Source organism: Kitasatospora sp. NPDC058032 (assembly GCF_042885845.1).
In the GTDB taxonomy this organism is placed as follows: Bacteria; Actinomycetota; Actinomycetes; order Streptomycetales; family Streptomycetaceae; genus Kitasatospora.
The window spans coordinates 91,017-102,906 of the sequence record NZ_JBHVRK010000015.1 but is presented as its reverse complement, the minus strand read 5'-3'; the positions used below and the strand labels follow the sequence as shown (position 1 = coordinate 102,906).

The 11,890-nt window shown below is 74.8% G+C and carries 11 protein-coding genes; 2 read left to right on the top strand and 9 right to left on the bottom strand.

The genetic code is table 11. The features are described from left to right. Positions 1–31: 31 nt before the first annotated feature. The 5 genes from ACFVUH_RS23740 to ACFVUH_RS23720 form a co-directional block, all read right to left on the bottom strand. Positions 32–2,590: a ricin-type beta-trefoil lectin domain protein gene (locus tag ACFVUH_RS23740; RefSeq protein ID WP_387915248.1), complete on the bottom strand. Its 2,559-nt coding sequence runs from the start codon at positions 2,588–2,590 to the stop codon at positions 32–34. Between the two features lie 384 nt (positions 2,591–2,974). Further along, positions 2,975–3,988: an alcohol dehydrogenase AdhP gene (adhP, locus tag ACFVUH_RS23735; protein ID WP_355371516.1), complete on the bottom strand. Its 1,014-nt coding sequence runs from the start codon at positions 3,986–3,988 to the stop codon at positions 2,975–2,977. Positions 3,989–4,135: 147 nt separating this feature from the next. Continuing rightward, positions 4,136–4,519: a VOC family protein gene (locus ACFVUH_RS23730; protein WP_355371519.1), complete on the bottom strand. Its 384-nt coding sequence runs from the start codon at positions 4,517–4,519 to the stop codon at positions 4,136–4,138. Positions 4,520–4,667: 148 nt separating this feature from the next. Further along, complete coding sequence (locus ACFVUH_RS23725) at positions 4,668–5,609, bottom strand: helix-turn-helix domain-containing protein (RefSeq protein ID WP_387915247.1); 942 nt, start codon at positions 5,607–5,609, stop codon at positions 4,668–4,670. Between the two features lie 83 nt (positions 5,610–5,692). Beyond that, positions 5,693–6,490, bottom strand: a complete 798-nt coding sequence (locus ACFVUH_RS23720; protein ID WP_355371524.1) for a glucose 1-dehydrogenase — start codon at positions 6,488–6,490, stop codon at positions 5,693–5,695. Positions 6,491–6,654: 164 nt separating this feature from the next. Here ACFVUH_RS23720 and ACFVUH_RS23715 point away from each other — a divergent pair, with 164 nt between their 5' ends. Both ACFVUH_RS23715 and ACFVUH_RS23710 read left to right on the top strand, forming a co-directional pair. After that, positions 6,655–8,088: an MFS transporter gene (locus ACFVUH_RS23715; RefSeq protein ID WP_355371526.1), complete on the top strand. Its 1,434-nt coding sequence runs from the start codon at positions 6,655–6,657 to the stop codon at positions 8,086–8,088. 29 nt (positions 8,089–8,117) lie between these two features. Continuing rightward, positions 8,118–8,300, top strand: a complete 183-nt coding sequence (locus tag ACFVUH_RS23710) for a hypothetical protein (RefSeq protein WP_387915246.1) — start codon at positions 8,118–8,120, stop codon at positions 8,298–8,300. A 32-nt stretch (positions 8,301–8,332) separates the two neighbouring features. Here the strand turns inward: ACFVUH_RS23710 and galK are convergent, their stop codons facing one another. From galK to ACFVUH_RS23690, 4 genes are all read right to left on the bottom strand, one after another. After that, positions 8,333–9,487 carry a galactokinase gene (galK, locus tag ACFVUH_RS23705; protein ID WP_387915245.1) on the bottom strand — a complete coding sequence of 385 codons (1,155 nt, stop codon included), beginning with the start codon at positions 9,485–9,487 and terminating at the stop codon, positions 8,333–8,335. After that, positions 9,484–10,719: a galactose-1-phosphate uridylyltransferase gene (gene galT, locus ACFVUH_RS23700; RefSeq protein ID WP_387915244.1), complete on the bottom strand. Its 1,236-nt coding sequence runs from the start codon at positions 10,717–10,719 to the stop codon at positions 9,484–9,486. Before galT ends, galK begins: the two co-directional genes overlap by 4 nt. Before the next feature lie 104 nt (positions 10,720–10,823). After that, a complete protein-coding gene (locus ACFVUH_RS23695) occupies positions 10,824–11,159 on the bottom strand; it encodes a sulfurtransferase TusA family protein (protein ID WP_387915243.1) in 336 nt (111 codons plus the stop codon). Beyond that, positions 11,156–11,821, bottom strand: a complete 666-nt coding sequence (locus tag ACFVUH_RS23690; protein WP_387915242.1) for an ArsR/SmtB family transcription factor — start codon at positions 11,819–11,821, stop codon at positions 11,156–11,158. The genes ACFVUH_RS23695 and ACFVUH_RS23690 overlap by 4 nt, the downstream gene beginning before the upstream one ends. Between the last annotated feature and the right edge of the window lie 69 nt (positions 11,822–11,890).

The following is an 11,890-nucleotide window of genomic DNA, read 5'->3' as shown; positions in this document are numbered from 1 at the left end:
GCGGGCCCGCGGGTCCTTGTGGGAAAGGCGGTCAGGCGGTGGCGGGCTGGAGGGTCCAGCGCTGGTTGGCGTTGCCGTTGCAGCCCCAGATGCCCAGGATGGTGCCGTTGGCGTCGTTCCAGCCGGGCAGTTCCAGGCAGGCGTTGGCGGCGGGGTTGTGGAGGGTGCCGTCGGCGCGGTACGTCCAGATCTGGCCGGTGGTGGCCCGGCAGTCGGTGAGGACCGTCGGCGCGCCCCAGGAGGTCACGTCGTCCCGGACGGTCACGCAGCGGCCGCCGGAACGCAGGGTGCCGTCGGAGCCGAACGCGAACTTCTGGCTCGCGCCGTTCCAGCAGTCGTAGAAGCGCAGGCCGCCGCCGTCGGGCGCGCCGTAGTTGTCGAGGCAGCGGCCCGGGTTGTGGGCGGAGCGGACGCCGAAGTCGGCGGAGCGGTCCCGCGGGATCTCCTGGGGCGCGGCGAAGCGCGGTCGGCCGCCCGCCGGGGCGGTGCCCGCGAAGCGCACCAGCCGGCCGTCGTAGACGGTGGCGACCAGGTCGGGGTAGCCGTCGCCGGTCATGTCACCGGGCGAGTCCACGGTCGGGAAGACGTTCGCGGCGAGCCCGATCGGGAGCACCGCGTGGGCGGCGGGCACCGTCCACTGCTCGGTCGCGGTGCCGCCGCAGTCCGCGATCACCAGGCGGCTGCCCAGTCGGGTGACCGGGTCGGCCGCGTCGAGGCACTTGCCCGCGTTGGGGTTCATCAGCGTGCGCGGGTGGGGACCGGCGACCCACTGCTGGGCCGGGCTGCCGTTGCAGTCCCACAGGTTGACCGGCGAGCCGTTGGCGGTGTTGCCGCCGGTGACGTCGAGGCACTTGCCGAGGACGTGCAGCGAGCCGTCGGTGCCGAGGGTGAACTGCTGGTTGGGGCTTTCGCCCTGCTCGGAGCAGGTCCACAGCAGGGCGGCGGTGCCGTTGCCCGTCCAGCCGTGGTCGATGTCGGCGCAGAGGTCCTTGCCGTCGGCGGCCTTGAGGCCCCAGCCCAGGGGCCGGTGGGCGGGCATCGTCAGCGGGGCGGAGCCGTTGACCGGCCAGCCCTCGGCGTCCAGCGGCAGCGGCAGGCCGGTGACGGCCCCGGTCACGGTGTCCCGCACCCAGAGCGTCGGCGCGCCGTTGACCTCGCCGGGGTGCAGCAGGGTGAAGCCGCTCCAGTCGTCCCCGGCGGCGCCGAGCTCGACACCGGTGCCGACGTGGCACAGGCTGTCGGAGGGGTAGTAGCGCAGGTGGCCCTTCTCGACGGTGACGAGGCCGGTCCCGCTGCCCCGTCGGACGGCCGTCAGCTGGGCGATGTTGTCCCAGGTCCCGTCGACACCCCGGGTGCACATGCCGCTGGTGCCCAGCTGGGTGGCGGAGCGGGTGAAGTGGCCGGCCGTGCCCTCCGGGGCGGCGTTCACGTCGTTGCTGTAGAGGAAGAGCTGCTTGGTGGCCTTGTTGTACGCGAACAGCGAGTCGCCGCTGCCCATGACGGCGCCGCGGTGGGCCACCAGGTAGTTGTTCCAGTCGTCCTTGCGCGGGCTGCGGTCCGCCGTGGACGCCGCCTCGGGCGTCAGCGGCTTGGTGCCGTCGCCGCCCCGGAACAGGGTCAGCGAGCCGTCCGCGGCCGGGAGCAGGAAGTCCGCGACGCCGTCGCGGTCGACGTCGCCCGGCACGACCGGGGCGGCCGGCTTGGCGGGGACGTAGTACGCGTAGGTGGACGCCTGCGGCGCGGAGTTGCCGGCCCCGTCGACGGCGCGCACGAACAGCGTGTGGCTCCCCCAGTTGCCGACACCGACGCTGATCGGGACGTCGGCGTACGCGGTGCCGTCGGCCGTGAAGGAGGCCGGGACGCTGCCGGTGCCGTTGGGCGAGCTGTTGTCGTCGAGCGCGTACTGGAACGCGCGGACGCCACTGGCGAGGCAGTTGCCGACGACGCAGCCGGCCGGGACCGGGTCCTTGCTGGTGACGCGGACGGTGACGCCGGTGTCACCGGCGCGGCCGGTGGGCGTGGCGCCGCTGCCGAGCGGCGGGAACACCGAGGAGGGCGCGATGGACGCCTGGGTCGGCGCGCTGAGGTCGACGGTGAAGGCACAGTCCGCCGACGCGGGGCTGTTCACGCCCCCGGCGGTGGACCAGGCGTTCCAGCCGTACCGGTGGCCGTCCGCCAGCGCGCGGCCGACGTAGGTGTCGCCCCAGCCGCCGGTGCCGGCGATCGGCACGCTGGTCCGCGAGGTCGCGCCGGACTCGGCGCTCTCGCCCGCCGAGGCGTCCCACACGTGGAACCCGACGGTGATGTTGCTGCCGGGCGCCCCGCCGGCCCAGGCGAACAGGCGGACGTCGGACGAACCGTCCTGGAACGTCGACGTCCGGCCGATCCACCCGGGCGTGCCGCCGCCGCAGGCACTGTCCGCGGGGTTCCTCGACTGGGGGCTGGTGTACATCCCGGTGGGGGTGCTCGGTCCGGAGCCGTCCGCGAACGCGGCTCCGGGAGCGGCCAGCACCAGGGCGGCCGCGGACAGGGGGACCAGGCGTCTCGCCAGCGGGCCCCGCAGCCTTCCGGGGGGACGGGATTCTCGCATGATGTGTTCGTTCGCCTTCGCAGCCGTACCCCTCGGCCCGGGGCCGACCGCCGGTCGCCTCGCCGACGGCACCGCACGGGCAGCGTCTCGCCGAAGACCGGTGAATGAAGGGGTGTTTGTCCGATTGGTGCGCATTCCGACCACTCGTCAGGTGACGAGCCCTCACCTCGACGATCGGTGCGCGGTCGAACGCTAGTGCGTGCGAACGCGGGCTGGCAATCCGGTTTCCACGATCTTCGCGCCCGCCCCGCCGGGGCGAACGGCGCAGGTCACCGGCGCGCCCGGCGGCGGATGCGCCCCGGTGACAAAAGCGCCCGGCCCCGGCCGGAGGGTTCCGGTCGGGGCCGAGCGCCGTCGTGGCGGGACGGGCGGGGTGGGGCGGGGTCAGCGCAGGTCGAAGACCAGGCGGGCGGAGACCTTGCCGTTCAGGACCTCGTCGAAGCAGGTGTTGACGTCCTCCAGCCGGCGGGTCTCGCGGATGACCCGGGTGCGGCCCAGGGCGTGCAGCCGGAAGACCTCCGCGAGGTCCTCCCGGGTGCCGACGATCGAGCCGATCACCTTGGTCCCGTTGAGCACGGTGTCGAAGACCGGCAGTTCGAGCCTGCCCTCGGCGGGAAGGGCCACCAGGACGAGGGCGCCACCGCGGCGCAGCGAGCCGTAGGCGGCCTGGAAGGAGGCGTTGCTGACGGCCAGCGCGATGGCGGCGTGGGCCCCGCCGAGCTTCTGCACCTCGGCGGCGACGTCCTGGACCCGGGCGTCCAGCACGTGGTCGGCGCCGAGCTCGCGGGCCAGCGCGAGCTTGTCGTCGGTGACGTCGACCGCGATGGTCTCGGCGCCGGCGATCCGGGCGTACTGGAGGGCGAGGTGGCCGAGGCCGCCGATGCCGGAGATCAGGACGCGGGTGCCGGGCCCGGCACCGGAGACCTTGAGGGCCTTGTAGGTGGTGACGCCGGCGCAGGAGAGCGGGGCGGCGTCCAGCGGGTCGATGCCGTCGGGCACCGGGACGACGTAGTCACCGTGGGCGAGGGCCTGCTCGGCGTAGGCGCCGTCGACGGAGTAGCCGCTGTTGTGCTGCCGGGTGCAGAGGGTCTCCCAGCCGGAGACGCAGTGGTCGCAGCGCCCGCAGGCGTCGGCCAGCCACGGGATGGCCACCCGCTCGCCGACCCGGACGTGCCGGACCTCGGAGCCGGCCGCCTCGACGATGCCGACGCCCTCGTGGCCGGGGACGAACGGCGGGTTCGGCTTCACCGGCCAGTCGCCGCGGGCGGCGTGGATGTCGGTGTGGCAGAGTCCGGAGGCCTCGATCCGCACCCGCACCTGGTGCGGACCGGGGTCGGGCAGCGGGCGCTCCTCGATCACGAGCGGCTGGGTGAAGTCGTGGACGACGGCGGCCTTCATGGTTCTGCTCCTGCCCTTCGTACCGGGGGGACCGTTCCCGGCCCCCGGAACCCCGTTCGGTTCACCTCCATCCCACGCCACGGCCGGGCGGGCCGCCAGGGCCGGACGGGTGAACCCGGAGGGACCATGGTCCCTCCGGGGCGCCGGTCAGGACTCGCGGTGCACGATGCGGCGGACCAGCTCGGGGACCCATTCGACGTACTCGACCTCCGCGCCGTCCGCGTGCCGGGCGTAGAGGAACCGGCCGGTCGCGGAGGCGGTCTCGGGCGTGGTGACGACGGCGCCCGCGGCCTCCAGGGTCTCGCTCAGCTCGTCGAGGTCGGAGACCACGACGGTCGCCGAGGCGTGCGCGTACTTGGCGCGCTCGGAGGGCGGGCCGGCGATCACCAGGAAGTCGCCGATGGCGGCGAGTTCGATCTCGTGGAAGCGGAACAGCAGGTCCGGCTCGGCCCCGGTGAGGGTGCGCAGCAGCGGGAGCGCGTGGTCCAGGCCGTCGGCCCAGAGCCGGGCATAGGTCTTGAGGATGGGCATGGGTGCTCCGAGTCGTCCGACGCCGTCCGGCGTCGAACGGCGCCACGGGTGGCCACCGTGTCAATCCGCCGGACGCCGGGTCTCCGACAGGTACCGGATCACCGTAAGCGGGCGGGCTCCCGCACAGAAGACCGTACTTTGCGGTGCGTCAGTGCCCGACGGTAACCGACCCGCCACCTGCGGCGGAGCCGACCGGTCCGGTCCGGCCGCCGTCCCAGGCGATCAGCATCCGCAGGGCGTCCTCGGACGGGCTGCCGGGGTCGGGGGTGTAGGTGATCAGCGCCTGGTCGGGGTCGTCGGCCGGGCGGAGGGTCTCGTAGACCAGTTCCATCCGGCCGACCAGCGGGTGGTGGAACACCTTGCGGCCGGAGGTCTTGTCGCGCACCGGGTGCTCCGCCCACCACTGGCGGAACTCCGGGCTGCGTACCGAGAGTTCGCCGATCAGCTCGGCGAGCCGGGGGTCGTCGGGGCGGCGTCCGGCCTCCAGCCGGAGGAAGGCGGCGTTCTCCCGCGCGCAGCCGACCCAGTCGTCGTAGAGGGTGCGCGAGGCCGGGTCGAGGTAGGTGATCCGGGCGATGTTGCGCTCGGCGGGGGCGAGCGCGCCGTAGTCGCCGAGCAGGGAGACGGCGGCGCGGTTCCAGGCGAGGACGTCCATCCGCCGGCCCATCACCACGGCCGGCACCTCGGGCATCGCCCCGAGCAGCCGGGCCAGGGCCGGGCGGACCTTCTGCGGGCCGGAGCCCCGGCCGCCCGGGCCCCGGCCCCCGGCGCCGCGGCCGCGGGCCGGGCGGGTCCGGGCGAGGCGGTGCAGGTGGCCGCCCTCCTCGGGGTCGAGGCGCAGCGCGCGGGCGACCGCGTCGAGCACGGAGTCCGAGGGGTTGCCGACCCGGCCCTGCTCGAGCCGGGTGTAGTAGTCGACGCTGACGCCGGCGAGCTGGGCGAGCTCCTCGCGGCGCAGGCCGGCCACCCGGCGCCGGCCGCCGAGGTCCGGCAGGCCGACGTCCTCGGGGCGGAGCCGGGAGCGGCGGGTCCGGAGGAACTCGGCGAGGCCGGCGCCGGTGGCGGCGACGTGGGTGGGGCTCGTGCTCATACGGCCATTCTCACCGCTCGGCGCTCCCGCAGCCTGGCCCTGGCAGGACCAGGCTGCGGGTGCGGAGGCAATCGGAGCGGCGGTCACCAGCCGTTGGCGACCGCCACCACGCCGCCGTCCACCACGAGGTCCTGGCCGGTGATGTAGGAGGCGCGGGGCGAGAGCAGGAAGGCCACCGCCTCGGCGACCTCCGCCGCCTCGCCCAGCCGGCCGAGCGGCACCAGGGACCGTACGGCGTCCTGCTGGGCCGGTTCGGTGATCACCTCGTGGAACATCCCGGTGACGATGTAGCCGGGGCTGACCGAGTTGATCCGGATGCCACGCCCGGCGAACTCGCTGCCGAGGGTGCGGGTGAGGTTGTGCACGGCCGCCTTGGTCGCCGCGTACACCGGGGCGTTGGGCAGGCCGCGGTGCAGCGTCCAGGAGGCGTTGAGGACGATCGAGGCGCCGCCGGCGGACCGCTCCAGCAGCGGCAGGGCGTGCAGGACGGTGAACAGGACGCCCTTGAAGTTGACGTCCACGGTGCGGTCGAAGCTCTCCTCGGTCACCTCGGCCGAGGTCTCGAAGACGCCGACCCCGGCGTTGGCGAACACGCCGTCGAGGCGGCCGAAGCGCTCCTCCACCCGGCCGGCCAACCGGGCCAGTTCGGCGGGCCGGGAGGAGTCGGCGCGGACGGTGAGCAGCCGTTCCCCGCCGCCGAGTTCGGACTCGGCCCGGCCCAGTCGGGCGTCGTCGCGGCCGGTGATCACGACGCTCGCCCCGCGGTCCAGCAGCAGCCGTGCGGTGGCGAGGCCCATGCCGCTCGTCCCGCCGGTGATCAGCACCGTCCGGCCGTCGAAGTCGCGGGCGGTGTCCGGGGTGTTCTCGTTCAGGTAGGTCATGCCCCCACCCTCGGGGCCGCGGGCGGACCGGACCAGGCCCGCCCGGACCGGGGGTCCGCCGGGACCACCCTGGCGTCGGAACGCTTGCGCTACATACCCCCTGGGGGTATGTTTCCCCTCGCCCCTCGGAGACATACCCCCACCCGGTATTGGAGAACGTGGTCATGTCCGACCTCACCGCCGCGTCCGCGGCCCCGGCCGCGCCGCCCGCGGCACCCTCGCCCCGCCGCTGGACAGCCCTCGGGCTCATCGCCCTCGCCCAGTTCATGGTGATCATGGACACCTCGATCATCGGGGTCGCCCTGCCCGAGATGCGCTCCGCGCTCGGCTTCACCCAGGAGGGCCTGTCCTGGGTCTTCAACGCCTACGTCGTCGCCTTCGGCGGACTACTGCTGCTCGGCGGCCGGCTCTCCGACCTGTTCGGCGCCAAGCGGCTGTTCGCCACCGGCTGGGCCGTCCTCGCCGCCGGCTCGCTGCTCGCCGGCCTCGCCGGGAACCCCGGACTCGAACTCGCCGGACGCGCCGTCCAGGGCGCCGGCTCCGCGCTGATCGCCCCGGCCGCGCTCACCCTGCTGATCAGCCTGTTCGGCGCCCGCCCGCAGGAGCTCGGCAAGGCACTCGCCCTGTACGGCGCGGCGGCCCCGGCCGGCGGCACCGCGGGGGTCTTCCTCGGCGGCGTGATCACCCAGTACCTCAGCTGGGAGTGGGTCTTCTACGTCAACATCCCGGTCGCCCTCGGCGTCCTGCTCGCCACCCCCGGCGTGATGCCCGCCGCCCCCGCCCGCCGCGGCTCGGTGGACTGGCTCGGCGCGCTCACCGTCACCGCCGGCCTCGCCGTCTCCGTCTACGCCATCGTCCGCGCCCCGGAGACCGGTTGGGGCTCCGCGAGCACCTGGCTGGTGCTCGCCGGGGGCGTGCTGCTGATCCTCGCCTTCGTCGCGCTCCAGGCCAAGCGGCGCGAACCGCTGATGCGGCTCGGCATCTGGCGCAGCCCCGGCCTGGCCGGCGCCAACCTCGCCCAGCTGCTGATGGCCGCCGCCTGGATCCCGATGTGGTTCTTCCTGAACCTCTACCTCCAGCAGGTGCTCGGCCTGCAGGCCTTCGCCTCCGGTGCCGCGCTGCTGCCGATGACCGCCGCCATCATGCTGATGATGATCGTGCTGGCGCCCCGGCTGATCGCGCGCTTCGGCCCCAAGCCGCTCATCGTCACCGGTCTGCTCGCCCTCGCCGGCGGCATGCTCTGGCTCTCCTTCGCCCGCCCCGACGGCAGCTTCGCCGTCGACGTGCTGCCCGCCTCGCTGCTCGCCGCCGTCGGCATGTCGCTCGCCTTCATCCCCTCGCTCGGCACCGCGCTCGCCGTGCCGAACCCGGCCGAGGGCGGTCTGGCCTCCGGCATCGTCAACACCAGCTACCAGATCGGCTCCGCCCTCGGCCTCGCCGCGATGACCGCGCTGGCCGCCGCGAACGGCGCGCGCGAACCCGGCGACCCGGTCGCGCTGACCGACGGCTTCTCCGCCGCGTTCCTGGGCGCCGCCGCCCTCGCCCTGCTGGGCGCGCTCGTCTCGGCGCTCACCATCCGTACCGCCAAGAGCGGTTGAGGCCGCCGACCGATCCCCGCCCCGCGCCCGTGCCCCCGCCCAACCCGGCGGGGGCGCAGGCGCGGGGCGGGCCCGGGGCACTCCGGGACATCCACGGGTCGTCGACGCTGGCGCTGGCCACCCGGGACGGGCGGCACGTGCTGGCGCTCAACGCCAACGCCGACTGGTTCCGCGACAAACTCCCCCTGGCCGAGGCCGAGTTCTGCGGCTGAGCGACCGAACCCGGGCCGCCCGCCGGGGGGCGTCAGGCCTCCCGGCGGGCCCCCTCCGACGGGACCGCCCGGTACACGTGCGGCTCGGCGTAACCGGCCGCCGCGAAGGCCTCGACCACCGCTGCGGCCACCGCCTGCGCCTTCTCCGTCGACACCAGGGCGATCACCGAGCCGCCGAAGCCGCCGCCGGTCATCCGTGCGCCGAGGGCCCCGGCGGCGACGGCGGTGTCGGCCGCGAGGTCGGTCTCCGGGCAGGACGTCCGGTAGTCGTCGCGCAGCGAGGCGTGGCCGGCGGTGAGGATCGGGCCGAGCGCGGCCGGACCGTGCCGCTCCAGCTCCTCGACGGCCCGCTCGACCCGCTCGTTCTCGGTCACCACGTGCCGCACCAACGGGACCAGCTCGGCGGGCAGTCGGGTGGAGGCCGCGGGCAGGTCGGCGGCGGCGAGGTCGCGCAGTGCGGGCAGCCCGAGCAGCGCGGCAGCCCGTTCGCAGCCGGCCCGCAGCGCCGCGTACGCGCCGTCGGCGAGGTCGTGCTGCACCCGGGTGTCGAGGACCAGCAGGGTGAGGCCGGCGCCCGCCAGGTCGAGCGGCACGTGCCGGGCGGAGAGGTCGCGGGCGTCCAGGTGCAGGGCGGCCCCGGCGCGGCAGACCATCGAGGCCATCTGGTCCATGATCCCACAGGGCACGCCGACGAACTCGTTCTCGGCCCGCTGCGCGAGCAGGGCCGACTCGACGGCGTCCAGGCCGAGTTCGTACAGGTCGTTGTACGCTGCCGCGACCGCGCACTCCAGTGCGGCCGAGGAGGAGAGGCCAGCGCCGCCGGGCACGTCGCTGTCGAGCAGCACATCGGCGCCGCCCACCTCGTGCCCGGCCTTTCGCAGCGTCCACACCACGGCCGCGGGGTACGCGGCCCAGCCGGCCACCCCGCCCGGGGTGAGCGCGGCGACGTCCAGTTCCACGGTCTCGCCGGGCACCCGGGTCGAGACGAGCCGCAGCACCCCGTCGGAACGGCGCCGGGCGTACGCGCGCACGGCCTGCGGGATCGCGATCGGCAGCACGAACCCGTCGTTGTAGTCGGTGTGTTCGCCGATCAGGTTGACCCGGCCGGGGGCCGCCCAGACGCCCTCGGGGGCGTGGCCGTAGAGCTCCTCGAAGGTGCTGCCGGGAGCGGTGCTGGTCGTGGTCATCCCTGCGGTCCTCCGTCGGTCGGGGCGGTGGGGGCGGTGGGGGCGGCGGCGGGCGCCGCGGCGGGCGCGGTGAGGGGCGCGGCGGGCGCGGCCTCGCGCAGGCGCCGGGCGGCGTCCTCCGGGGCGACGTCGTTCATGAACGCCTCCATGCCGGACTCGGTGCCGGCCAGGTACTTGAGCTTGTCGGCCGTCCGCCGGACGGTGAACAGCTCCAGGTGGAGGGCGAATTCGGCCTCCTCGCCGACCGGCGCCTGGTGCCAGGCGGCGATGTAGGGCGCACGGACGCGACGGCCGCCGTCCGCCGGGTCGGTGAAGAGGTTGTCGAACCGGCGCAGCAGGTCGAGGTAGACGCGGCCGAACTCGGCGCGCTCGGCCTCGGTGAGGCGGGTGAGGTCGGGGACCCGGCGGTTCGGGTGGAGGTGGACCTCGTAGGGCCAGCGGGCGGCGAAGGGCACGAAGGCGGTCCAGTGCTCGCCGGTGAGGACGACCCGCGAGGAGGACCGCTCGGCGGCGAGCAGGTCCTCGAAGAGGTTGCGGCCGGTGGCGGCCCGGTGGCGGGCGGCCTGGTCGAGCATCCGGGCGGTGCGCGGGGTGGTGAACGGCAGCGCGTAGATCTGGCCGTGCGGGTGGGCGAGGGTGACGCCGATCTCGACGCCGCGGTTCTCGAAGCAGTACACCTGCCGGACGCCGGGCCGGGCGGAGAGTGCGGCGGTGCGGTCGGTCCAGGCGTCGAGCACCAGGCGGGCGCGGTCCTCGTCCAGGTCCGCGAAGGAGGCGCCGTGATCGGAGGTGAAGCAGACCACCTCGCAGCGGCCGACGCCGGGGCGGCGACCGAGCAGCGGGTCCTCCTCGGCAGGCACGCCGGGGTGGGTGCCGGGCTCGCCCGCGAGGGACGGGAAGCGGTTCTCGAAGACGGCCACCTGGTAGTCGGCCGCCGGGATCTCGCTGAGCCGGCCGTCGCGGCTGGGGCACAGCGGGCACTCGTCGGCCGGCGGGTGGTAGGTGCGTGCCTGGCGGTGGGCGGCGATGGTCACCCAGGCGCCGGTCAGCGGGTCGAGCCGCACCTCGGAGGAGGGCACGGCGGCGTCCAGCGGACGCCGGTCGGCGACCGTCCGGCCGGCGGGCGGTGCGCCCCGGTCGTAGTAGATCAGCTCACGGCCGTCGGCGAGTTCGGTGACGGTCCTGGTCGTCGCACCGGCCGTCCCGGTCGGGTCGGTCACCGTCGCGGGCATGACGTGCTCCCTCTCATGGGGCTTCCCTTCAACCACATGACCAAACAATATCGAACAGGATCCAACATGCACGCCACCGGGCCGGGGGTGATCCGCGAACAGGGTCAGCCGGCCGCCCGGTGCCAGGGGGCGTCGGGCCGGGTCGGCACCGGATCCGCCGTGAGCCGCAGGGCGTAGACGTCCCGCCCGTCGGGGCCGGACACCGGGCCGAGGTAGTCGTGGCCGGTGAGGTGGCACCAGGCGGGCAGGTCGAGCGGCGCCGCCGGATCGGTGCTGATCACGTGCACGACCGTCCCGGCGGAACGGCCCGCGATGCGCTTGCGCAGGTGCAGCAGCAGGGTGACGCAGAGCATGCCGGTGCCGTCGACGACCAGCGGACCGGGCCCGTCGGCTCCGGGGTCATCGGCCCCCGGGCCGGCAGCGGCCGGAGCGGCGGTCATGCGGCGCCCGCCTCGACCGGGAGGGCCGCCAGCCGCCATTCGAGCATGCCGTCGGCGAGCCGCTTCGCGTCGCGACCGTGCGCGGCCAGCAGCCGCACGGCGTCGTGGGCGAGGACGCAGTTGGTGCCGCGGCAGTACGCGACGACCTCCACCGCAGCGGGCAGCTCGGCGAGCCGGGCCTCCAACTGGTCCAGCGGGACGGACAGGGCGCCGGGGATGTGCCCGGCGGCGTACTCCTCGGCCGGCCGCACGTCGATCACGGTGGCGGTGCCCGCCTTCACCCGCGCCAGCAGCTCCTCCCGGGTGAGGTGGTCGGTGTCCTGCGGCCCGAGGTAGGCGGCCCGGGCCTGTCCGGTGGCCGCGAGACGGGCGAGCGCGACCTGCTGGAGCTGCGCGTAGAGGGCGGCGACGTCGTCCCCGGCGAGGCGGTAGTGGATGCGCACGCCGTCGCGGCGGGCGACCACCAGCCCGGCCTGCTTGAGGGTCTGCAGATGGGCGGAGGCGGTGGTCAGCCCGAGCCCGGCGGCCCGGGCAAGGGCGTCGACGCCGCGCTCCCCCTGGGCGAGCAGATCGAGCAGCTCCAGGCGCTTGCCGCTGGACAGCGCCTTGCCGGTGGTGGCCAGCGCGTCGAACAGCGCGGCCTTCTGTGCGGGATCTCCCATGGCATCCTCCATAAATCCATGGATTATTGTAGAACCAGTCGGGTGGACCTGTCGCCCGGCCCGACACCG

Excerpts from the sequence above, each read along its gene's own strand:
- ACFVUH_RS23725 (WP_387915247.1), bottom strand. The coding sequence starts at position 5,609 with ATGAGCACGAGCCCCACCCACGTCGCCGCCACCGGCGCCGGCCTCGCC.
- adhP (WP_355371516.1), bottom strand. The coding sequence starts at position 3,988 with ATGAAGGCCGCCGTCGTCCACGACTTCACCCAGCCGCTCGTGATCGAG.
- ACFVUH_RS23720 (WP_355371524.1), bottom strand. The coding sequence starts at position 6,490 with ATGACCTACCTGAACGAGAACACCCCGGACACCGCCCGCGACTTCGAC.
- galT (WP_387915244.1), bottom strand. The coding sequence starts at position 10,719 with ATGCCCGCGACGGTGACCGACCCGACCGGGACGGCCGGTGCGACGACC.
- ACFVUH_RS23730 (WP_355371519.1), bottom strand. The coding sequence starts at position 4,519 with ATGCCCATCCTCAAGACCTATGCCCGGCTCTGGGCCGACGGCCTGGAC.
- ACFVUH_RS23690 (WP_387915242.1), bottom strand. The coding sequence starts at position 11,821 with ATGGGAGATCCCGCACAGAAGGCCGCGCTGTTCGACGCGCTGGCCACC.
- ACFVUH_RS23695 (WP_387915243.1), bottom strand. The coding sequence starts at position 11,159 with ATGACCGCCGCTCCGGCCGCTGCCGGCCCGGGGGCCGATGACCCCGGA.
- galK (WP_387915245.1), bottom strand. The coding sequence starts at position 9,487 with ATGACCACGACCAGCACCGCTCCCGGCAGCACCTTCGAGGAGCTCTAC.
- ACFVUH_RS23740 (WP_387915248.1), bottom strand. The coding sequence starts at position 2,590 with ATGCGAGAATCCCGTCCCCCCGGAAGGCTGCGGGGCCCGCTGGCGAGA.
- ACFVUH_RS23715 (WP_355371526.1), top strand. The coding sequence starts at position 6,655 with ATGTCCGACCTCACCGCCGCGTCCGCGGCCCCGGCCGCGCCGCCCGCG.